This window comes from Aurantimonas manganoxydans SI85-9A1 (assembly GCF_000153465.1).
In the GTDB taxonomy this organism is placed as follows: Bacteria; Pseudomonadota; Alphaproteobacteria; order Rhizobiales; family Rhizobiaceae; genus Aurantimonas; species Aurantimonas manganoxydans.
Map to the genome: position 1 here is coordinate 3,424,199 of NZ_CH672387.1, position 21,829 is coordinate 3,446,027.

The 21,829-nt window shown below is 65.1% G+C and carries 20 protein-coding genes, 1 tRNA gene and 1 riboswitch; of the genes, 11 read left to right on the forward strand and 10 right to left on the reverse strand.

The window, feature by feature from the left end:
• Positions 1-50: 50 nt before the first annotated feature.
• Both SI859A1_RS16155 and SI859A1_RS16160 read right to left on the reverse strand, forming a co-directional pair.
• Positions 51-1,202, reverse strand: coding sequence for a CobW family GTP-binding protein (locus SI859A1_RS16155; protein ID WP_040325922.1), 1,152 nt, complete (start codon positions 1,200-1,202; stop codon positions 51-53).
• Positions 1,199-2,638, reverse strand: a complete 1,440-nt coding sequence (locus SI859A1_RS16160) for a D-alanyl-D-alanine carboxypeptidase family protein (protein ID WP_244401040.1) — start codon at positions 2,636-2,638, stop codon at positions 1,199-1,201. Before SI859A1_RS16160 ends, SI859A1_RS16155 begins: the two co-directional genes overlap by 4 nt.
• 164 nt (positions 2,639-2,802) lie before the next feature.
• On the opposite strand from SI859A1_RS16160, the gene SI859A1_RS16165 reads away from it, so the two are divergent.
• Positions 2,803-3,972 carry a M20 aminoacylase family protein gene (locus SI859A1_RS16165; RefSeq protein WP_009210776.1) on the forward strand — a complete coding sequence of 390 codons (1,170 nt, stop codon included), beginning with the start codon at positions 2,803-2,805 and terminating at the stop codon, positions 3,970-3,972.
• Positions 3,973-4,015: 43 nt separating this feature from the next.
• Here SI859A1_RS16165 and SI859A1_RS16170 read toward each other — a convergent pair whose 3' ends face one another.
• Positions 4,016-5,164 (reverse strand): GGDEF domain-containing protein, encoded by a 1,149-nt coding sequence (locus SI859A1_RS16170; RefSeq protein ID WP_009210777.1) that lies wholly within the window; start codon positions 5,162-5,164, stop codon positions 4,016-4,018.
• A gap of 272 nt (positions 5,165-5,436) precedes the next feature.
• On the opposite strand from SI859A1_RS16170, the gene SI859A1_RS16175 reads away from it, so the two are divergent.
• From SI859A1_RS16175 to SI859A1_RS16185, 3 genes are all read left to right on the forward strand, one after another.
• Positions 5,437-6,195 carry a Crp/Fnr family transcriptional regulator gene (locus SI859A1_RS16175; RefSeq protein WP_244401042.1) on the forward strand — a complete coding sequence of 253 codons (759 nt, stop codon included), beginning with the start codon at positions 5,437-5,439 and terminating at the stop codon, positions 6,193-6,195.
• Positions 6,196-6,618: 423 nt separating this feature from the next.
• Positions 6,619-7,236, forward strand: coding sequence for a CarD family transcriptional regulator (locus tag SI859A1_RS16180; protein ID WP_009210779.1), 618 nt, complete (start codon positions 6,619-6,621; stop codon positions 7,234-7,236).
• Positions 7,237-7,587: 351 nt separating this feature from the next.
• A complete protein-coding gene (locus SI859A1_RS16185; protein WP_009210780.1) occupies positions 7,588-8,457 on the forward strand; it encodes an RNA polymerase factor sigma-32 in 870 nt (289 codons plus the stop codon).
• 83 nt (positions 8,458-8,540) lie between these two features.
• On the opposite strand, the gene SI859A1_RS16190 is transcribed toward SI859A1_RS16185, so the two are convergent.
• The 4 genes from SI859A1_RS16190 to thiB form a co-directional block, all read right to left on the reverse strand.
• Positions 8,541-10,064, reverse strand: coding sequence for a M48 family metalloprotease (locus tag SI859A1_RS16190; protein ID WP_040326663.1), 1,524 nt, complete (start codon positions 10,062-10,064; stop codon positions 8,541-8,543).
• A 215-nt stretch (positions 10,065-10,279) separates the two neighbouring features.
• Positions 10,280-11,014 (reverse strand): thiamine ABC transporter ATP-binding protein, encoded by a 735-nt coding sequence (thiQ, locus tag SI859A1_RS16195; RefSeq protein ID WP_009210782.1) that lies wholly within the window; start codon positions 11,012-11,014, stop codon positions 10,280-10,282.
• Positions 11,011-12,639 (reverse strand): thiamine/thiamine pyrophosphate ABC transporter permease, encoded by a 1,629-nt coding sequence (thiP, locus tag SI859A1_RS16200; RefSeq protein ID WP_009210783.1) that lies wholly within the window; start codon positions 12,637-12,639, stop codon positions 11,011-11,013. Before thiP ends, thiQ begins: the two co-directional genes overlap by 4 nt.
• 30 nt (positions 12,640-12,669) lie before the next feature.
• The gene (gene thiB / locus SI859A1_RS16205; RefSeq protein ID WP_040326664.1) at positions 12,670-13,671 is read right to left on the reverse strand and encodes a thiamine ABC transporter substrate binding subunit; all 1,002 of its coding nucleotides are present in this window, start codon (positions 13,669-13,671) and stop codon (positions 12,670-12,672) included.
• Between the two features lie 77 nt (positions 13,672-13,748).
• Positions 13,749-13,845: riboswitch (TPP riboswitch) on the reverse strand.
• Between the two features lie 214 nt (positions 13,846-14,059).
• Between thiB and SI859A1_RS16210 the strand changes: the two genes are divergently transcribed.
• From SI859A1_RS16210 to SI859A1_RS16220, 3 genes are all read left to right on the forward strand, one after another.
• Complete coding sequence (locus tag SI859A1_RS16210) at positions 14,060-14,701, forward strand: thiamine diphosphokinase (RefSeq protein ID WP_009210785.1); 642 nt, start codon at positions 14,060-14,062, stop codon at positions 14,699-14,701.
• 76 nt (positions 14,702-14,777) lie between these two features.
• A tRNA-Arg gene (locus SI859A1_RS16215) sits at positions 14,778-14,854 on the forward strand.
• A 669-nt stretch (positions 14,855-15,523) separates the two neighbouring features.
• On the forward strand, positions 15,524-15,853 hold the full coding sequence (locus SI859A1_RS16220) for a hypothetical protein (RefSeq protein WP_148233873.1): 330 nt from the start codon (positions 15,524-15,526) through the stop codon (positions 15,851-15,853).
• Positions 15,854-15,988: 135 nt separating this feature from the next.
• On the opposite strand, the gene SI859A1_RS16225 is transcribed toward SI859A1_RS16220, so the two are convergent.
• Positions 15,989-17,071 carry a GGDEF domain-containing protein gene (locus SI859A1_RS16225; RefSeq protein WP_244401044.1) on the reverse strand — a complete coding sequence of 361 codons (1,083 nt, stop codon included), beginning with the start codon at positions 17,069-17,071 and terminating at the stop codon, positions 15,989-15,991.
• A 204-nt stretch (positions 17,072-17,275) separates the two neighbouring features.
• On the opposite strand from SI859A1_RS16225, the gene SI859A1_RS16230 reads away from it, so the two are divergent.
• Positions 17,276-17,683 carry a hypothetical protein gene (locus SI859A1_RS16230; protein ID WP_009210787.1) on the forward strand — a complete coding sequence of 136 codons (408 nt, stop codon included), beginning with the start codon at positions 17,276-17,278 and terminating at the stop codon, positions 17,681-17,683.
• A 29-nt stretch (positions 17,684-17,712) separates the two neighbouring features.
• Here SI859A1_RS16230 and SI859A1_RS16235 read toward each other — a convergent pair whose 3' ends face one another.
• Entirely contained in the window at positions 17,713-19,476 is a 1,764-nt protein-coding gene (locus SI859A1_RS16235; protein ID WP_161600141.1) for a TadE/TadG family type IV pilus assembly protein, read from the reverse strand.
• 164 nt (positions 19,477-19,640) lie between these two features.
• Between SI859A1_RS16235 and SI859A1_RS16240 the strand changes: the two genes are divergently transcribed.
• The 3 genes from SI859A1_RS16240 (at position 19,641) to SI859A1_RS16245 (ending at position 20,606) form a co-directional block, all read left to right on the forward strand.
• Positions 19,641-19,973, forward strand: a complete 333-nt coding sequence (locus SI859A1_RS16240; protein WP_040325924.1) for a YkgJ family cysteine cluster protein — start codon at positions 19,641-19,643, stop codon at positions 19,971-19,973.
• Between the two features lie 127 nt (positions 19,974-20,100).
• Positions 20,101-20,268 carry a hypothetical protein gene (locus tag SI859A1_RS21875; protein WP_169513620.1) on the forward strand — a complete coding sequence of 56 codons (168 nt, stop codon included), beginning with the start codon at positions 20,101-20,103 and terminating at the stop codon, positions 20,266-20,268.
• 56 nt (positions 20,269-20,324) lie between these two features.
• A complete protein-coding gene (locus SI859A1_RS16245; RefSeq protein ID WP_024349813.1) occupies positions 20,325-20,606 on the forward strand; it encodes a hypothetical protein in 282 nt (93 codons plus the stop codon).
• Positions 20,607-20,700: 94 nt separating this feature from the next.
• Here SI859A1_RS16245 and ald read toward each other — a convergent pair whose 3' ends face one another.
• Positions 20,701-21,816 carry an alanine dehydrogenase gene (gene ald, locus SI859A1_RS16250; protein WP_009210790.1) on the reverse strand — a complete coding sequence of 372 codons (1,116 nt, stop codon included), beginning with the start codon at positions 21,814-21,816 and terminating at the stop codon, positions 20,701-20,703.
• Between the last annotated feature and the right edge of the window lie 13 nt (positions 21,817-21,829).

The window sequence follows — 21,829 nt, forward strand, 5'->3', positions numbered from 1 at the left end:
AGTTGGCTGAACGACCGCTCCCACTGCAAGGTGGCTGGTGAGCGAGCCGCTCAGGGAAAGCTGTAGCCCGGCACCGCCAGCGGGTTGTCTTCCAATGCCGTGCGATCGGGCGCGTCGATGCGCGCGCCGCCGGTGAAGGCGGCGAAGAGATCGCGGACATAATTCTCGGGCAGCGCATCACCGATGAGCACGATGCGCGTCTCGCGGCGGGTCCCTTTTGGCCAGGCGGCAAGTTGCGCTGGGGGATGCTGGTACTCGCGAACACCATGCAGGACGACGGGGCGATCCGGGGCCTCGCGCAGATGGACGATCGCCTTCATCCGAAGGATATGCTCGCCCTGCGTGGCGCGCAGCAGGTCAAGAAACGCCTCGACCGCTTCCCAGGCGACCGGGTTTGCTTCGACCAGCGAAAACGAGCGGACGTTGCCATGGGGGTGGCCCTCGCTCGCATGGTGGCCTAGGCCATGGTGATGATGCCCTGCGTGGTGCGCGTGCACGCCGTCGCAACTCGCCTCCGACCGAGCTTCGGCATCATCTGCGAGCCCCAGCCAGCGCCTTGCATCCACCACGCCGGTGGTCGGATCGTAGAGGCCGCAATGTAGAAGCCGGTCGGCCAACGGCTGGCCATCACCGGCCTCGACCAGTCCGGCTCCGGAATTCAGGCGCCGTACGGCCGCATCGAGCTTGGACCGCGCGCCCTGGTCGGCAAGGTCCGCCTTAGTGACGACGATGCGGTCGGCGACGGCGACCTGCTGGCGCGCCTCACTGCGCTCGGCAAGATTGCGGCTCCCGGCAAGGCAATCCACGACTGCGATCACGCCATCGAGGACATAAGCTTCAAGGAGCGCCGGCTGCGCCATCAGCGACGCCAGGATCGGTGCTGGGTCCGCAAGCCCCGTCGTCTCGACGACCACCCGCTCGAGAGGCGGTTCGCCGGACCGGGGACGCTCCGCCAGTTCGAGGAGGGTCTCGACGAGCTCGCCGCGCACGCTGCAGCACAGGCATCCGTCCGACAGTTCGATCACGCCATCGCTGGACGCGGTCTCGATCAGAAGCTGGTCAATGCCCGCCTCGCCGAATTCGTTGACCACGACGGCCGTGTTCGTGACCGCCGGCTCGGAAAGCAGGCGGTTGAGCAGCGTCGTCTTGCCGGAACCGAGGAAGCCGGTCAGGACGGTGAGGCGGATCGGGGCGCGGGTCAGTTTGCCGGCCGTTCTGCGGCGCTCGGCATCGGCTCGGTCGTCGCCTTGCGCAGATCGGCAGCGTCGTCACGCCGGATGGCGAGCCGTGAGGTCTTGCCGTCCCGATCAATACCCAGATCCGTGGCGCGCTCGTCGACATCCCCTGAGCCGGTGGCTTCGACGACTACCTCGTTCTCGTCCGTCTCGACAGCCTCCCCGGAGGGTGCCGCCGGCAGAGGCGCATCGGCTGGTGCGGGCACTTGCGGCGTCGCATCGACTTCGGTGGGCGTCGCCGGCGTATAGTCGGGACGTGGGGTCGGCAGCGGAATGCCATAGGCGGAGATGATCGAGATGCCGGGTTCTGCGATCGCGTTGCCGGCAGCGCCGCCGAGGCTGACCCGGAAGACCACCGGCGAGCGGTCGAGATCACGCAGGTAGGGCGAGCCGAAGGTCTCCTCGCGGTCGCGTTCCTCCACGCGCTCGTTGGCCCGCGCCGTACGGCCTTCCGCCGAGCAGATGTAATCGGAGACATCCAGCGGTTCGGTGTCGGATGCGACCGGCAACTCGTCCACCCGGATGTCGACGGAGGCGGGATCGGTTGCAAAGCCCGCCTCGAGGATTTCGGCCGACAGCCGTTCGCGTGGAATGGTGCCGTTTGCACCAATCACCACGGCCACGAGCGTACGGCCGTTGCGGGTCGCGGACGACACGAGGTTAAAGCCCGAGGCACAGATGTAACCGGTCTTCATGCCATCGGCGCCGTCGAAGCGACCGAGCAACTTGTTGCCGTTCTTCAGAATCGCCGTGCCGTTGGAGATCGCCTCCGTACCGAAATAATCGGCGAAGGCCGGAAATTCGCGGCGGATCGCAACGCCCAGAATGGCGAGATCCTTGGCCGATGAATGTTGCCCTTCTCCCGGCAGGCCGTTGGCGTTGATGAAACGGGTGTCTTGCATGCCGAGTTGCGCGGCGGCGTCGTTCATCATCGCGACGAACTCTTCCATCGATCCACCGACCGTCTCGCCGATGGCGTAGGCAATGTCGTTGGCCGACTTCACGAGCATCATCCGCAGGGCGAAGTCCAGACGGATCACCGAGCCCGGCTTGAATCCCATCTTGCTGGGAGCTTCGGCGGCAGAACGCCGCGTGACGATCACCGGCGAGTCAAGTGACAGCCGGGATTCGCGAAGCGCCCTCAGCGCCAGATAGGCCGTCATCAGCTTCGTCGTCGAAGCTGGATAGCGCCGTTCGGTCGCATGTTGCTGCGACAGGACCTTGCCCGTCGCCACGTCCACGACGATCGAGGCCATCGGCGGCGCCGTATCCGTCGCGGCTGCATCGGCCTTCGCTGCCTGGGCCAGTGCGGCCCCGCCGGCCAGGGGCACGACAGCGAGAACCAGCGCCAGAAGGCAAACGAGGGGAAAAACGGGAAATGGTCGGGACGCGCGCGTCTTCACGCTGGATTCCTTCATTGATTGCGGTCAGGCTGCCGTTTTTCGTCGATCCGATAAAGCAGACGGGCGCCTAACCTTGGGCTGTGTCCCAAGCATGGCAATGCCGGGTTGACGCATCGACCTCACATTCCCTTGTAGGTCCGAACCAGAGAGTCGGAAAGTCGCCCATGCCTGTCAACAACCGAATTGCCGATGCCCAACCGGAGATCGCCGGCTGGCGCCAGCACCTGCATCAGCGTCCCGAACTGCTCTATGAGGTCCATGAGACTGCGGCGTTCGTTGCCGGCAAGCTGCGCGACTTCGGCTGCGACGAGGTGATCACCGGAATGGGCCGGACCGGCGTCGTGGGGCTGGTGCATGGACGCAGCGGTGCGGGCGGGCCGATGATCGGCCTTCGCGCCGACATGGACGCGCTGCCGATCACCGAGGAGACGGGCGTCGCCTATGCGTCCAGGATGCCTGGCATGATGCATGCCTGCGGCCATGACGGCCATACGACGATGCTGCTCGCCGCCGGCCGCAGCCTTTGCGAGACGCGTGCCTTCGACGGAACCGTGGCGCTGATCTTCCAGCCTGCGGAGGAAGGCGGCGCCGGGGCCAAGGCGATGATCGATGACGGGCTGTTCGAGCGATTGCCGCTCAGCCGTGTCTACGGCATGCACAATCTGCCGGGCATGCCGGTCGGCCGGTTCGGCATGCGGGGCGGCCCGATCATGGCCTCGACGGACGAATTCGCGATCACCGTCGACGGGCGCGGCGGCCATGCCGCCCTGCCCCATCGCACGGTCGATCCGATCGTCGTTGGCGCGGCCATCGTCCAGGGACTGCAGGCGATCGTCGCGCGCAATGCCGATCCGCTGCAGTCCTTGGTCGTCTCCGTCACCCAGTTCCATGCTGGCTGCGCCCACAACGTGATTCCGGACGAGGCCGTTGTGTCTGGAACGGTCCGGGCCCTGTCGCTCGAACTGCGGGAACTCGCCGAAGCCCGGATCCGCGAGATCGCGCAGGGGATCGCCACCGCCCATGGCGCGCATGTGCGGGTCGACTACGATCGCAACTACCCGATCACCATCAACGATGCGGCGGAAGCCGAGTTCTGCGCCGGGATCGCCGCCGACATCGCCGGGGCCGATGCGGTGGATGCGGCGGCGCCACCGTTGATGGCCGGCGAGGATTTTTCCTACATGCTGGAGAAATGTCCCGGAGCCTACGTTTTCATCGGCAATGGCGACAGCGCCAGCCTGCACAGCGCCAGCTATGACTTCTCCGACGAGGCTCTCGTCTTCGGCGCTAGCTATTGGCAGCGCCTTGCCGAAGCTGCTCTCGCCCGAAACTGAGGGGTTTGGGCGGATTTTCGGCTGTGATCGGCGTGAGAATGTGTCAGTTGGCGAGCGCCAGGGCCTCTCTCTCGTCGACAGACACGACCTCGCGAAGTTGGGGCCGCCCATACACAACCACCTGATCGCGGCCTGCGCTCTTGGCTTCGTAGAGCGCCGCATCGGCACAGCGGTACAGCGTGTTCGGGTCGTCGCCATGTTGCGGCGCTCCGGCAACGCCGATGCTGACCGTCAGTGACAGGTTCTGGTCGCCGGCGATCAGCGGAGCAGCCTCGATGGCGTGCCGGATTCGCTCGGCCGTGCGCCGGCCTTGCGGCAGTCCGGTCTGCGGCAGGATCACGGTGAATTCCTCGCCGCCATGGCGGCAGACATAGTCGCCTTCGCGCACGCAGGACCGCAGAATGCGGCTGACGACCTTCAACGCCTCGTCGCCGGCCTCATGTCCGTAGGTATCGTTGACCTGCTTGAAATGATCGAAATCCACGACGAGCAGCGTCACGCCGATCTCGGCGCCGCGCCTTTGTGCCAGTTCCTCTGCGATCAGCGCGTCATAGGCCCGACGGTTCGCCAGGCCGGTCAGGGCATCGGTGAAGGCATCCACCTCGAGGCTCTGTTCGCGCCGCATCATGCGGGTCTCCCGCTGCATCATCGACCCCATCACGAAGACGCCCGCGACATAGGTCGGCACCACGAAGGGGATCAGGTTCAGGGTGAAACCCAGCGGATCTGGCAAGGGCAGGAATACGAACAACGCGATGTGGGCCGAGACGATCAGGCCGAGCGCAATGAGGTTGCGACGCCGCGCGACTCGGCCGCGCCGGTACAGCCTGCCCCATAGCAGCCCGATCGCGGCTGCCAGCACGATCGTGACGACCCCGACGGGCGCACCGGCACCGCTCAGCCAAATTCTATAGGCGGCGCCTGCAAGGCCCGCGGCCAGCGCCGCCGGCCAGCCGACGAACGCTCCGGCCAGAGCGACAATGACGCATCGCGTGTCGATGATAATGCCGTCGGCCAGATGCGCCGGGGACAGCATTGATGCGACAGTTCCCAGTGCGAACACAGGCGCATGCAGCCACCGCTTCAGCGTCGGATCCGACATCAGCCGCTCGATGGTACCGAACGCCAGGGCGATCAGCGCCATCAGGCCGAGCCCGTTCAGAAGCACTAGGATGAGGTCGAAACGGGCCACAGCGCTCGGTCAATCGGGTCAATGAACTCATTCAACTATGACGGCAAGTTTGTTCGAAACAATTAATGTCCTGTATCCGGCCAATGATTTGCTCAGACCCGGCGGGTAGATCGCGCGACATCACAATTCCATGGCGCAACCATCTCACGCAGTGGGCAGCGCGTCTTGCAGGCAAGCCATTTGCCTGTCATGCCGAAGGTGTCGGCCATGCGGAATGGGGCCGCGGCCCGGGTGCCGTCGTCCTGAATACCGACGGAATGGAAGGATGTATATTGGCGACTGACGCCCATCGAAAGCTCATCACCCGCCTCGACATGATCGCGGATTTGAACGATGAGGATCGCGCCGCCCTGTCGGCCCTGCCCATCGCCGTTCGCGACGTCGCCGCCGACACGGACATCGTCAGCGAGGGCGAGACGGTCTCCCAGTGCTGTATCCTCATCGAAGGCTTCACCTACCGCTATCGCAACATCCGCGATGGCCGTCGGCAGATCATCGCCTTCAACGTCCCCGGTGATATTCCGGATCTGCACAGCCTGCATATTCGCCGCATGGACCACAGTTTCGCAGCCACCACGCCGTCGCGCGTGGGGTTCGTGTCCCACAAGGCTGTTTGGAACCTCTGCCGGGAGCGCCCCAATGTCGCCGCTGCTCTGTGGCTCGAAACGTTAATCGACGGCGCGATCTTCCGCGAATGGATCGTCGGGCTGGGCCGCCTGTCCGGCAAGAGCCGCACGGCGCATCTTCTCTGCGAACTCGCGGTCAGGCTGCGGGCGGTGCAGCTTGCGCCGGACCTCGTCTACCATCTGCCGCTGACGCAGCACGAATTGGCTGACGCGCTCGGCCTCACCGTCGTGACGGTGAACCGGGTGCTGCAAGAACTCAAGGCTGAGAACCTGATCGAGCGGGAGCGTTCCCGCATGACGATCAAGGACTGGTCCGCCTTCGCTCGCGTCGGCGACTTCGATCCGAAATACCTGCACTTTCGCCAGCAGGTGTATATGGCACCAGGTTCGCCGAAGGAGAATTGAGGGTCGCGCCGCCTCACCGATCGCTGGCGTTGCGGAACGGTGGACGGCCCCGCACGACGTGGCCAGGTGCGAATCGCGCCTCGCGGATGCTGCGCCGCGACGAACGACTAAGTGGCAGAAACCTTGAATTTTTCGTCAGATTGGTGTAGCGTCGTCACACAGTCGGCCTCATGGCCAGCTCTTGACGCCGTCCAGCGCTCTCGGGCCTGTCCGAAAAGGATGCTTCCCCTACCGAGAAGAATGTCCGTCCGCTTGCGACCGCTCGGTCCATGCGGCGCTCATGCGGAAACACGGGAGGCGATTACACCGATCGACTGCGGTCCGGCAAGTACCACCGGGCCCCAAGCAAACGGCGGCGCCTGCGCCGCCACCCGTGTCTAGCGGCTGCCGCGGCCAGGCACAACAGGGAGTTTAAAAAAGCGTATGAGCAGTCAGAAGAAGGCTTCCAACCGCCAGGGTTTCAAGACCGGAGAGAGCATCGTCTATCCGGCTCATGGCGTCGGCCAGATCGTAGCGATCGAGGAGCAGGAAGTAGCGGGCATGAAGCTCGAGCTCTTCGTCATCGACTTCGAGAAAGACAAGATGCGCTTGAAGGTCCCGGTCGCCAAGGCCGAATCCGTCGGCATGCGCAAACTCTCTGAAACGGACTTCGTCGAGCGCTCGCTGAAGGTCGTACAGGGCCGCGCCCGCGTGAAGAAGACCATGTGGAGTCGCCGCGCCCAGGAATACGATGCCAAGATCAATTCAGGCGACCTGATCCAGATCGCCGAAGTGGTCCGCGACCTCTATCGCGCCGACAGCCAGCCAGAGCAGTCCTATTCCGAACGCCAGCTCTACGAAGCCGCGCTCGGCCGCATGGCCCGCGAACTCGCGGCCGTCAACGAGGTCTCCGAGACCGAGGCGGTGCAGCTGATCGAGCTCAACCTCAACAAGGGCCCGAAGCGCGTCGCCAAGGGCGAGGAAGAAACGGAAGCCGAAGGCGAGGCGGACGCACCGGCCGCTGCCACAGGCGAGACCGACGAACAGGAAAAGGCGGCCTAAGGTCACCTTCGAACCTACCTGTCGTCCACGGACGAAGCCGGGCCGGCCACCGCAAGGTGCGCCGGCCTTTCTTGTGGTGCAGAGTCCCAAGCGCCGTCGTTGCCTCCGCGTGCAAACTGGCATAGGCTCCGCACACGGCGATCCTGATCGCCTTTGCGCGATTTTGCTCGCCGGCCGCCATCGGCCGGTTCCCTTGCCGAATACGGCACTCCCGCTACCTAAACCAAAAAAGTTTTCCCCTCCGGGAACGTTTGCGGCCAGTCCGTGTTTCATCAACACCGACGCGTGAACCCGCAAGCAGCCTCGCTCGGTAGGCCACAGCGCCTCATAAGCTTGACCGGAGGGTAACCGATGAAGTCACAGTCCGCTCGCCGTACGCTGATCCGCGCGGCCATGTCAGCCCCGTACCTGCAGCGCGAAGAAGAGTACGAACTGGCGGTGCGCTGGAAGGAAAAGCGCGACCAGGAAGCCCTTCACAAGATCACCTCCGCCCATATGCGCCTCGTCATCTCGATGGCCGCCAAGTTCCGCCATTTCGGTCTGGCGATGAACGACCTTATCCAGGAGGGCCATGTCGGCCTGCTGGAGGCCGCGGCCCGGTTCGAGCCGGAACGGGAAGTGCGCTTCTCCACCTACGCGACGTGGTGGATCCGGGCGTCGATCCAGGACTACATCCTGCGCAACTGGTCGATCGTTCGCGGCGGCACCTCTTCGGCCCAAAAGGCCCTCTTCTTCAACCTGCGCCGTCTGCGGGCTCGGCTCAGCCAGGGCGCCGACGGCGGTGTTACCGGCAGCGCAATGTACAAGGAAATCGCAACGGCACTGAAGGTGTCGGAGGGCGACGTGGCGCTGATGGATTCCCGGCTGTCCGGCCCCGATTCCTCGCTCAATGCGCCGCTGATGGAAGACGAATCCGGCAGCGCCGACCGACAGGACTTCCTCGTCTCAAACTCGCCCCTCCCGGACGAGATGGTCTCCGTGTCGATCGACGACGAGCGTCGCGTGACCTGGCTGCACAGTGCCCTCGACGTTCTGTCCGAGCGCGAGCTGAAGATCATCCGCGAGCGCCGTCTGCAGGACGACGGCGCGACCCTGGAAGCGCTCGGCACCAAGCTCGGCATCTCCAAGGAGCGGGTGCGCCAGATCGAGACCCGTGCGCTGGAGAAGCTGCGCGCCGCGCTGCTCGAGACCAACGCCGACCGCAGTGCCTATGTGAGCTGATTGCCAGCATCACTTCGAACGAAAAAGGGGCTCCCGATCGGGCGCCCCTTTTTCGTTGGATCATTGTCTGACGCCTTGGCCGACTACTCGGCGACGATCTTGTAGCGCGTACCTGGCTTCACGTTCTCATCCGCATCGAGATCATTGAGCAGCCGGAACATCGCCGTCTTGCCCTCGACCCCAACCATGCGGGCAGCCAGCGATGTTGTGCTGTCGCCCGCCGACGCCGTGACGATCCGGATACGCAGCGGCTTCAGGCTCTCCTTCTCGGCCGTCGAGAGGAGCCGGAACGAGTTCGCCACCTTCCCGGCGATTCCGGCCGCCGTGCCGGCGGAACTTGCCTGTACGGCCGTCAGGAAGCGATAGACCTGTCCGCCGACCCGCACGACGGTGACGTCGAAGACATATTCGCCGCCCTCGGCCCGAGCCGACACCGCATCGAGATTGCCGATCTTGAAGGCGCGGATGCTCGACGGATCGAGCCCGCCGATCCAGCCACTGTTGACGTAGTCGACCAAGCCGGTGGTCTTGGGCAATGCGACGCCATCGAACCGGATCGCGGTGTCGTTGGGTCCGCTCGCCAGCACCGCCTCCGCGGTGTTGTCGATGACGAAGCCCTTCGGCACTTCGAAGGTGATGCCGAGACCGGGATGATAAAAGCGCTGTTCGCGGACATAGCCTTCGACGGCGGAGTCGCCGAACAGCATGCCGTCGATGCCCGCCAGATAGCGATCGCGATCCGTCGTTCCAGTGCCCGGCTGACCGTATTCGCGCGCATGGCGGTTGGCGAGATCGATGCGCTGCGGCGCCGACGGATGCGAGGCGAGGAAGTCCAGCTCGGGATCGCCGGCCTGGAAGGCCGTGCGGATCTTGGCATACGAATCCATCGCCTGCAGGAAGCGCGCTGCGGCGAACGGATCGAAACCGGCCTTGGCGATGTGGCGAATGCCGAGAATGTCGGCCTGCAGCTCCTGCTGGCGCGAGAACTGGGCAAGGCTCAGCTTGCCGCGCGCCAGGGCGACCTGCCCGGCCGGCTCGCCCGCCAGCACTTCGCTGACGACCCGGCTGGCGATCTCGGCGGCCTGCTCGCGCTGCTGGCGCTCGATGCCGTGATTGGCGGTGATATGCGCCATCTCGTGGCCGATCACCGCAGCGACCTCGGCCGAGTCGTTGGCCAGCGCCACGAGACCACGGGTGATGTAGACATAGCCGCCCGGCAGCGCGAAGGCGTTGACGTTGGGCGAGTTCAGAATGGTGATGCGATAGGCGCGGTTCGGGTCGTCAGTCTCGGCAGCCAGCTTGCCGACGATGGTCGCCAGCGTGCGCTCCAGCTTGGGATCGGAATAGGCGCCGCCATAGGCCGCCAGGATCTTGGGGTGCTGGGAGCGTCCGATGACCGATTGCGGATCGCTGCGCTGGACGTTCTCGAAGGTGATCGGACGACGCGTCGCGGCATAACCCGCCTGCACGCTGCTGCTGGCAGGCGAGAGGCCATCCAGCCCCGCTTCGATCGTGGTGCAGGCGCCGGTCGCCAGCAACGCGCCCAGCGCGACACCGCCGATCATGCGGCGCACATGGCGTCCCGCACGACCAGGACCGGAGTTCATTGCCATCGCTGCGATCGTCGCCCCCACAGAACCGCTTCGCTTCCCGAGACTCAAGGCTTATCCGAACCGCTGTCACACGGGTTAGGATCGATCAGCAACAGATTTCGAAAAAGCGCCGCCGCTTTGCCTCGTGCCTTCCCCTGTCCGCTATCAGGAAAATCCGCCGGAAATACGTCAGTCGCGAAGTTAGCCGGTCGCCCCTCTGTCGGTCCGGGTCAAGGGCGTTCCCCAGGGGCAATCGTGCCGAGATAGCGGGCCACCCGCGGATCGTCGTCTCCGGCCAACAGTCTACGCGTCGGTCCGATGGCCGCGATCTCGCCGGCGTCGAGAAATGCCGTCCGGTCGGCGTGGCCGACAGCGTCCTCGGGATGGTGCGTGACCATGACAATCGCGGGCGGTTCCGCGCGCCCCGCCCGCAATTCGGTCAGGATCACCAGCATCTCGCGGCGCAAGGCAGGACCGAGCGCGGCGAAGGGCTCGTCGAGAAGGAGAAGCGGCCGGTCGCGCAGGAAGACCCGCGCCAGAGCTACGCGCTGCCTTTCGCCGCCCGACATCTCGGCCGGACGCCGCTTGCCGAAGCCCGCCAGCCCGACCGCGTCCAGAGCCGCCTCGACGCGGCGTCTGTCGGCAGCAGCCACCCGGAGATCGGGGGCGATGCCGAGGGCGACATTGTGGAAAACGTCGAGATGGGGAAACAGATTGTTGTCCTGGAAGACGATGCTGAGCGGGCGTTCCGCCGGCGCGACACCAGCCATCGCACGCCCGTCGATGGCGATCGTGCCGGCGGAAGGCGCAGCGAACCCCGCCACGAGGTCGAGCAGCGTCGACTTGCCGGCGCCGCTCGGACCGATGACCGCCAGCCACTCGCCGGCCTCCACCGCAAGATCGAAGTGCATCTCGCTGCCGCCATGGGCAAAGCGGACGTTGTCGAGGACGAGGGCCTTCTTCATGCCGGATGGTCCCTTCGTGCAAGTCCACGCTCGGCCAGCGCCATCAGCGACAGACACAGGATGCCGAGGAGCAGCGCCAGTCCAGCCGCGTCGGCCGTGCGATAGCTGCCCATGCGCTGCAGCAGGAGATAGGGCAAGGTCACCAGGTCCTGGCTGCCGAACAGGGCGATGGCGCCGAGATCGCCGAGTGAGATCGCAAGGGCGAAGGCGAAGCCAAGGGCGACGGGCGCGCGCAAGACCGGCCAGTCCACGACCAGCAACCGCGACAGGCCTGCAAGGCCGAGGCTGTCGGCCAGCCGACCGGTCGCCTGGTTGGCCGCTGCGAGAGCCGGCCCGACGATGCGTACGATGAAGGGCACGGCCATTGCCGCGTTGGTCGCGACGACGACGTAGGGCGCGGCGGCAAAGACATCGGTGACCTGCCGCAGCGACAGGAACCAGCCGGCCCCGACCACGATGGGGGGAACGACGAGCACGAGACTGGCCGTCGTCTCCAACCCGTTGCCAAGCACCACCCTGCGTGGGGTCAGCCGGTCCCCCGGCGCGTTGCGCAGCGCCTCGATGGCAAGGACGATGGCCAGCGAGACGGCCATAGCGAGAAGGGCCGCAGCCGTCGCGATGACGATGCTGGTGATCGCCGCACGATGGACCGCCGGATCGGCCAGCAATCGCGCGAGGTCTGCTTCCAGGCCGCGCACCACCACCGCGACGAAGGGCGCCAGGACGAAGCCGATGCCGAAGAGCAGCACGAGCGCGTCCAGGAAGGCACGTACGGGACTGCGGCGATCGTAGCGCAGCGCGCGGCCGCCCAGGCCGAAACCCGCGGCGGCATCACCGCCGAGCCGGGTCGCCAGCCACAGGACGATTGCCGTCAGGCCGATCTGGACGAGGGACAGCGTGATCGCACGGCCGGGATCGAAATCGTAGCGCAGGGACTGGTAGATCGCGACTTCCAGCGTCGTGGCGCCAGGCCCGCCGCCCAGTACCAGCACCAGCGTGAAGCTGGTGACGCACAGCATGAAGATGAGGCTCGCGGCTGCCGGCAGTGCACCGCGCAGGGCCGGCCATTCGACAAGTCGGAAGGTGGCCATTGGGCTCAGCGACAATTGCCCGGCGAGCTTCCAGCTTTCGGCCGGCACGCGGTCGAGCCCGGCCAGCATCAGCCGGGCGGCCAGCGGCAGGTTGAAGAAAACGTGGGCGATCAGGATGCCCGAGAGACCATAGATGTCGAGCCGGGCCAGTCCGATCGCCGCAAGAGCGTCCGAGAGGAGGCCGTTGCGACCCCAGATGGTGAGGATCGCCAGTGCGCCGACCAGCACGGGCAGCACCTGCGGCAGGAGGAACAGGCGCAGCACCGCACGGCGACCGGGAAAGCGGGCACGATGCAGGGCCAGTGCCAGCGGGATGGCGCCCACCACCGACAGGAGGGTCGACAGCACCGCCTGCTCGAGGGTGAACAGGACGACGCCGAGGAGATAGCGATCGCCGGCCACCGCCCGGAAATCGGGCGCGGCGCCCGTCGCAAGGAGAAGCACAACGAAGGCGCCGGCCAGGAAGCCGACGAGGGTGCCGGCAGCGCCAAGGCCGAGGCCGATCCGCCAGGCACGATCCGCAGCAGCGGTCATGAATGCCTCACCGGGACGCGCACTCGATCGTCAGCGGCCGATCGCTTCGAGCCATTCCTGCGTCCACGCCTTGCGGTTGGCGGCCACCGTTTCCGGATCGATCATCAGCGGCGTCTCCACCTGCACCAGGCGACCGAACGCCTCGGGCAGATCGATGCCGCCCGCGACCGGCAACGTCCAGTTGGTGGTGGGGATCAGCGATTGCACCTCGGCGGTCAGCATGTAGTCGAGGAAGCGCGTCGCCAGTTCGGCTGTCTCGGTCGTCTTCAGCATCGCCGCCACCTCGATCTGCAGGTAGTGGCCCTCCGCGAAGGCCGCGGCCTGATAACGGTCGGTGTCTTCCTCGATCATGTGGTAGGCGGGCGATGTCGTGTAGCTGAGAACCATCGGCACCTCGCCGCTGGTGAACAGGCCATAGGCCTCGCTCCAGCCCGGCGTCACGGTCAGGATGCGCTTCGACAGCTGCTCCCATTTGGCGGCGGCTTCGTCGCCATAGATCTTCTTCATCCACAGCATCATGCCGAGGCCCGGTGTCGAGGTCCGCGCGTCCTCGATGGCGATCTTCACCTCGGGATCGCCATTGACCAGATCGTCGAGGCTCGCCGGTGGTTCGGCGATCATCTCGCTGTCGTAGACGAAGGCGAGATAGGAATAGTCGTAGGGGACGAAGATGTCGTCCGAGAAGCCGGTCGGCACGTCGAGACCCGAGAGATCCGCCCCGCTCGGAGCGAACATGCCGGTTGCCTTGGCCTCGGGGATGAGATCGGTGGTCAGGCCAAGGACGACATCGGCTTCGGTCGAGGGGCCTTCGAGCTTGAGACGATTGAGGATCGCGACGCCGTCCTCGAGCCCGACGAACTGCAGGTCGCAGTTGCACACCGCTTCGAAACCCGCCTCGATCTTCGGGCCCGGCCCCCATTCGGGCGTGAAGCTCTCATAGGTATAGACGGTGAGCACCGGCTTGTCGGTCTGCGCGACCGCTCCGGTCACGCCGGCCAGAAGGGCGCAAACGCCGAGATGGCGAACGGACATCGGCGGGAGGAAGAGAGGTCGGACCATGGTGGTGCCTTTCGAGACGGCGGCCTTCGAAACGAAAGCATCCGCGAGACACCCGCCGACGCCCGCATCCCTCCGCCGGTATGAGCCGGATCAGGTTCGACGGGTCGGCATGCGCCTCTCAGCCCGAAGGCACCCCGTGTGAGCACGGCAAGACTTAGAGGTCACGCCGCTTGCCGGCAAGGGCGGCCGCGCACCCGGACCACGTGCCAGCTCTGCTGTCCTGCCCCAATGCCGAGCCCTCGCGTCGGACTGCAAGGCTGCGCTCCGACGTGGCGAGCAGGCGATGCCCTGGCCGGCAATCTCCTTACGATGTCGAAGCAGCCGATTGGCGTTTGCGGCCCGATGCTGTAGGCGAGCCGCGATGTCGCGCTTTTCCATTCTCCTTGCCGGCCATATCGCCCCCACCCCTGCGCTGATCGCTGCGGTGGAGGGCACGCGGGTCATCGCCGCGGATGACGGCCTGCGCCATGCCGCTGAGCTGCAGGTGACGCCGGAACTCTGGGTCGGCGATTTCGATTCCAGCCCGCCGCGACCGGCGATCGAACTGACCAGCCTGCCCCGCGAACCCTATCCCCGCGACAAGGCGATGACCGACGGCGAGATCGCCATCGAGGCGGCGCTGACGCGGGGTGCGACCGGGCTGCTTCTGGTCGGTGCGCTGAGCGGCCCGCGCAGCGACCACGCCTTCGCACATCTGATCCTGGCCCTGCGCTATGCCGCCCGCGGCGTCGACGTGGAGCTGTTCGACGGCATCGAACGCGCCTGGCCACTGGGACCGGACCGTCGAGCCTTCGATCTTGCGCCCGGCATGCAGTTCTCGATCCTGAAGTTCTCGGATCTTTCCGGCCTGACGATCTCCGGTGCGAAATGGCCACTCGACGCTGTCGACCTGCCATTCCACTCGATCCTTACACAGTCGAACGAGGCGCTCGGGCCGATCGCCGTGACGGTCCGCCAGGGCACGGCGCTCCTCGTCGCCCAGGCCGATCCCAAGGTGCGCTGATCCGTGACATCCCCGCACGAGTGCGCCGCAAGCAGACTTGGCGAACCCTGCGCCTTCGACTACGTTGCGCGCGGTTGGTCCCGTAGCTCAGCAGGATAGAGCATCAGATTCCTAATCTGAGGGTCACTGGTTCGAATCCAGTCGGGATCACCAATGGCTTTGCGCCCTGCGGCACGGCCACATGCGAGCTCCTCGCCGCGTAGCGAGGCACGGGGATATACAAGCTACAACCGAATACATCGCGTTGAGCAGCCACTGATCCCAGTCTGTTAATGTGCTGATTCTCCCGAATCGTTGCTTCGATTGCTGGTGCTGACGCTGGGCCCTCGCACACTTCGGCACGGTGGAACGCCCCGCCAGCGCGCCTTCAACGCACCGGTTCACTGTGAACTCCCCGTGACTGTTAAGCATTTTAGTAAGCAGGAGTCATTTAACACTCTATCGAAACAAGGCCACTTGCATCTGCCGTGAGGGGATGGGATGTGTGCCCCCAAAATACAACGCGAATCTGTCTTTGACGTGAGATGCAGGCCAACCGGTGATGTTGCACCATAATTGTCTCGGGGTATCGGCGGAGTGCAGAGCACCAGGTCGCGGCAAACAATCGTGTTGCTTACAGCCGGAGTTCGCAGGAAGCATCCGTCCCTGAATTGACGACCTCTCCTTATGTGGTCCATCCGCCTGCGTCGCAGATCAAAGGACCAGTCCAAACAGTGAGGTCATCCACTCAGAATGGATGAGCCAGAAAGAGCCAATCCAAAATACATGCATACATTCATGGACTTCATGAGACGGGTCTTTGCGCGGCATCACTGGATCCCCATGAGTATCGACCTGCGCCGCTCGCCTTTTGGTCTTCGCCCGCTCACGGCTGCGTCTGCTCCGACGCTGATACAGCGCGGAGTCCAGGATCGTTCTCGCATCCTCATGTCGGCCGAAACCAATGTCGAGAATTCGTCAGCAAGGCAGAAGGCGCTCCAACGCCCTGCGGAGAGGACTGCCCGGCGGCCGCACGATGTTGTGAGCGTCACCTTGGATTACGACTTCCTGAAAGGCTGCTTGCTCGCAACGACGCTGCTGGCACTCACGACCGGCGTTATCCTCTGGGCGGTCTGGAGCGTGTTATCGTCATTGATCGGTTTACTTTTCTAATCTCTTCAGAAGACCTCGGCGAGTTGGTGGCGGACCCGACCGGACGCCCTGGTCAAACCTGTGCCGCATCCTCATGCCACCCCCCGTCGCCGGTGTCGGAACTGGCACACTCCCTCTGCCCTCTGCCGGCTTTCCCTATATCGCGACTTCCACGCGGTTGCGGCCGCGGTCCTTGGCGAGGAAGAGCGCCTCGTCGGCAGCCTTGAAGAGGCGCTTGAAGGACAGGTCTTCCCCCTGCTGCGTGGCGACGCCGACACTGACGGTGACGTTGCCGCTCTCCTGCTCGCCGTGGAAGATCTTTTCGTCCACCGCAAGTCGGATCCGTTCGGCGGTCTGCAAGGCCGCTTCCGGGGTGGCATCCGCCATCGCCACGACGATCTCCTCGCCGCCGAAGCGGGCGATCGCATCGGATTTGCGGACGTTGTCCCGCACCACGTCCGCCACCTTCAAGAGGATCGTATCCCCGACATCATGACCGTATGTGTCGTTGACCTGTTTGAACCGGTCGATGTCGATGACGAGCACCGAGATGGGCTGGCCACTGCGCCGTGCCGTCTCGACCATCTCGCTGGTGCGTCGCTCCAGATGGCGGCGGTTGGGCAGAAGGGTCAGCGGATCGGTCGACGCTTCCGCCTCCAGCGCCCGGCCAAAGACGAAAGCCTTGCGCTCGCTGCAGAGGAAACGTCCGAGGACAAGGACACCGATCACGTCCGCAACCGTCATCGGGCCGATCGTCCGCAGGAAGATCTGCGACGCGTTGTCGACCGGCACCGTCAGGATGAAGAGAAACGGCACATTGCAAAGAAGGCCGAGCAGCAGGAGGTCGCGCGTACGGGCCGGCTGCATCTTCTCGAAGACGAAATGAGCGAAATAGGCACCGATGGCCGCGATGGTCACAATGTTCGCGATCCCGCCCATCGTGCCCGCACCGCCGAGATGCAGCCGGAAGAGGCTGGTGACCAGCGCGGCCACGGTCGCGGCTCCCGGTCCACCGAAGGGGGCCGCCAGAACCAGCATGACCGCCCGCGGGTCGATGCGCAGACCCGGCGCGAGTTCGACCGCATTGGCGATCGACAACGATGCCCCGACACCGAACAGCAGGCCCAGTGCAAGGCTTCGCCCAAGCCCCGGCTCGGCTTTGCGCAGCGCCAAGCCATACATCATCGTCACCAGCGCGAAGATGCCGAGGCCGTTCACGACGCCGAGAAAGAATCCCATATTTGGCAACGTTCTGGCTCCGATCCTGCCGCCTCTATCTGCAATAGCCGCAACGGGTTACGAAGCCACAAACACTGGGAACGACACGGCTATCGGTCACAGAAGAAAATTCGGGCCCGCGGCGACACCGGTTGGCCGGGCCTTTTTCGGTGCCGTGTGGCCGCCTCCCGTCACCGCACAATGCCGTCGATGCAGGATCGCGCCATGACCAGACAACGATCGTCCCTCGGCCTGTTCGGCGTCTTCGGGCGATCCGAGGATCTGAAACAGCTCGACAGCGCTCTGCGCTCCGTCGACCTGCACCCCAGGATGGTGCCGGAGGCGGTAAAGCTGACGGTGGTCAGACTGATGCAGGATCATGCGATCGGGGCGTTTTCCGCGCCGCAGGCTTACCGCGCCGCGGCCGAGATCCTCGGCTATTGCATGATCGGGGCGGAAGGTTTTGCCGGCGCCAACGACGTCGATCTGGCGCTGCGAGTCGGTGACCGGATCGAACGTGCCATGGAGGCCGGCGACAGCCTCGACGCGCAGATCGTGCTGGTCACGATGACCGCCCGGGTGATCCAGCCGAGCGTCGTCGAACGCTTCGAACTGACGCTCGATACGGAATAGCGTCGCCTCCCCGCGGAGGAGGCTGCAGGCTATTTCGCGATGCGCAGGCTCGAGACCTGTTCGGTGATGGAATCGAACGCCGCCATCAGGTCGCTCGAGCTCTTGGCGTCGTAATAGAGCTTCTTCGTCGGATCGGTGATGCCGTAGGACGCGCACTGCTCCATCAGCTTCTTCACCGAGGAGCCATCGTTGAGATCGAAGGCGATCGTGAAGATGACGATCCCGTCCTCTCCGGTGGCCTTGCGCCCATCATCCTTGATGTTCTGGCAGATCGCCGCGACCTTCTCGTTCATCGCGGAGACGAAGCTGGATCGGTTCGCTCGCTTGCTGGTCGTGCTCGTGTCGTCGAAGATGCGCCCCCAGCTGTGATTGCCATAGGCGTCGTAGGTACTGGCATAGCCGAAGGTGCCGTAGCCGGATTCGTTGTAGTCGTTCTCGTCGCTGCCGTAATTGTTGTCGCCGTCGGTCATCAGCACCAGGACCTTCAGATTGTCCTTGGCGTCGTTGGCTCGTCCCTGGGTGAAGGGTTCGCGGGCCGACAACAGCCGCCAGCCCCAAGCGATGCCTTCGGGGATGTTGGTCTCGCCATCCGCATCCATGGCGTTGATCGCCGCGTTGATCGTGGCCTGGTTGTCAGTCAGCGGGGTGACAGGTGTCGACAGGCAGCCACGGTTCGGGCCAGGGTGGTTGCCCCGCTGCAAGTCGCTGCCGTCGAAATATTTTGCGACCTTCGCCTGAACCGACATCGCCGTTTCGGCCGGCATCGACCGCCTGCCCTCGTCTTCGAGGTAGTCATTGTCGCCCTTGCTGCCATCGTATTCGTCCGGGCCAAAGCTCGGCACGAACAGCGTGTCGGGATTGGCGTAGTTGGGTTCCGCATCGGTGATCGCCAGCCCGTTCGGTCGCGATTCCACGCAGCCCAACCAGGGCCCCAATTCGTTCTTGTGGTGGGCGTTCTCATAGACGAAGAACCGCGTCAGCGGTGTCTTCGAGGAAATCTCCTGCCAGTAATCGCCTGTCGGGCTTCGCTCCGCCAGTTTGACGCCGCGGCTCGTCTTCCAGTTGGCCCAGTCGAGATATTCGTTGTGGATCGAGGACCGTCCCTTGGTGTCCATCCATTTCGCGTCGTGATTGTCCGGCCCGATATTGACCGCTGCGGCGAAGGGGACGACGCCGAACTGGACCGGCAGCTTCAGGGTCGAGGACGCGGCGCCCTTCAGGAACTGACCGGTCAGACCGATGGCGGCTTCCTTGATGGTGTCGATCTTGCGCTTGCCGCCACCGGATTTCGGCCGGCCGGTCATCGAGCCGGAATTGTCGAGCACCATGACCAGTTCGATGGACTGGTTCTGGACGACGATCTGGCTTCGGGCCGCCAGCGGAAACGCGCGCCAGTCGAGTTCGCCGGCGGTCACGAAGGAGAGGAGGTCGCCGAAGATGGTCGGATGCCGGCGGGCGGCCGACACCTGCAGAACCGTCGAGCCGTCCTCGTTGAAGATGCCGTCATAGCTGAAGTCGGTGTTCGCGCGCGCATCGGCTCCGGCGTTCTCGAAGAAATAGCCTTCGGCGACCTTTGACAGGTGGGAATCCTGCTGGTTGTTGGAATATTCCCGGCCCGCGGCCAGCGCTGCAATATCGACCGAATGCTGGAGATTGCGCTTCGAGGCGTAGATTCCGGAGATGTCGACCGCCGCGCCCATGCAGCAGGCGAGAATGGGCAGCGTCAGTCCGAAGACAACCGCTACATTCCCGGATTTCGCCGTCCAGAACCGCTTGCGAAATGCGCTTTTCACGAGATCGATCTCCCCCACGGTCCATTCGTGGTGCGCAAACCTTACCTATGGTCCGTTTCCATATGGTTTCGCGACAGCCGACAATCCGCCGGATGGTCCACGTCCAGGCCTCCCGCGTGCCGGACGCATTGACCGCCCCGGCCCAGGCTGCAAGAACACCCGCAATGACCCCGTCCGATGCCGTCTTCGACTGCCAGGCCTGCGGCGCCTGTTGCGCCTATTCGGCCGACTGGCCCCGCTTTTCCATCGAGAGCGACGCCGCGCTCGACCTGATTCCCGCCGCGCTGGTGGCGAGCGATCTCAGCGGCATGCGCTGCGAAAACGACCGCTGCGCCGCGCTTTCCGGGGTGGTGGGCACCGGCACGGTTTGCACGATTTACGCGCTGCGGCCGCAGGTCTGCCGCGAATGCGTTCCCGGGGGCGAGGATTGCCGGATGGCGCGGCAGCGTTTCGGGCTCGACTGTGATAGGCTGCCAGCAACGGGCGAGGCAGTCTAGGACGACAGCCCCCGCTTACCGGCGATCGTGCCGGCGTGAAATCTCGGCCGACTGGCACATATACTCCTGACAGGCAGGTTCGGGTTCTGACCCGACCCCGGGCCACGACCGCATTCAGGAGGCGCCCATGTCGACCCCGCCCGCCGCAAGACCCGGCGACGAAGGCAATGACAACGCGCCGCAGACGGCGGAAAATCTCTGCCGCAGATGTGGTGGATCGGGGACCGTCGATGGCGAGCCCTGCCCGGAATGCAAAGGCACCGGGCGTATCGCCGAAATCGTTGGCGACGCCTGACAACACGGCTCGGCATGCATTGCATCCCGACCATTCTTGAAGAAACGAGGACATAGATGGCAGCCAGGGCAGCCCACGAAGACCGGACCTACAAGGTGACCGAACCGGTCGATCTCGGCGACGGTCTGATCCTCCCGGTGGGGACCTATTCCGGACGCCTGCAATGGACGGAGTTCGCGCAGGTCAACGGACCGCCGCGGATCGTCAGCCAGCGCTTCGTTCTGCCGCTGTCGGCCGAGGAAGTGAAGGGTTTCGGCGGCAAGCTTGGCCGGACCCAGAAGCTGCGCGAGGTGGATATTTCCAAGCTCGTGGCGAACGGCCTCATCGTCGAGGTCTGATGCCGCCGGCATTCGATGCCGAGAGTTTGAAAAGGGGCGGCGGTCGGGTTCGACCGGCCGCCCCTTTTTCATGTCCGCCCGCCGGGCCGCCTCATCAGGCCGCAAGCGCTTCGTAGGCGTCGACCATCTCGCGGCCAAGCGACTGCGCGACGGCGCGGTTGGTGATCAGGCCGCGATGGACATTCAGCCCGTGCAGGAGATGCGGGTCGTCCGACAGCGCCTTCAGGCCGTTGTCCGCCAAGGCCAGCCCGAAGGGGAGCGTGGCGTTGTTGAGCGCGTGCGCGGAGGTGATCGGGACGGCGCCGGGCATGTTGGCGACGCAATAATGCACCACGCCGTCGATCTCGAAGGTCGGCTCGGCATGTGTGGTGGCGCGCGATGTCTCGAAGCAGCCGCCCTGATCGATGGCGACATCGACCAGCACCGCGCCCTTCTTCATGCTGGGCAGCATGGCCCGCGTCACCAACTTCGGCGCCGAGGCACCCGGGATCAGCACCGCGCCGATGACCGCGTCGGCGGCGAAGACCTCTTCCTCGATCGCCGTACTGGTGGAATAGCGCGTCTGCACCCGGCCGGCGAAGAGATCGTCGAGTTCGCGCAGACGGGCGATCGACCGGTCGAGAATGGTGACGTCCGCCCCGAGGCCGATCGCCATCTTAGCGGCTTCCTTGCCGACCACGCCGCCGCCGATGATGACGACCTTGCCGCAGGCCACGCCGGGAACGCCACCGAGCAGAACCCCGCGGCCGCCATGGGCCTTTTCCAGTGCGTGGGCCGCGGCCTGGATCGACAGACGGCCTGCGACCTCGGACATCGGCGCGAGCAGCGGCAGACCGCCACGTCCGTCGGTCACCGTCTCGTAGGCGACCGCGGTGACGCCGGAGGCGATCAGCCCCTCGGTCTGTTTGGGGTCGGGCGCGAGATGCAGATAGGTGTAGAGGATCTGCCCCTCGCGCAGCTGCGCCCATTCGGCGGGCTGCGGCTCCTTGACCTTCACCACCATGTCGACCGTCTTGAAGACCTGTGCGGCGTCCGCCGCGATGGTGGCGCCCGCCGCCTCGTAATCGGCGTCGCTGGCGTCGATGCCGGCACCGGCGCCGGTCTCGATGATCACCTGGTGGCCGTGACCGACATATTCGCGCGTCGCCGACGGCGTCAGGCCGACGCGGTATTCGTTGTTCTTGATCTCCTTCGGGCAGCCGACGCGCATCCGTTTCCTCCAT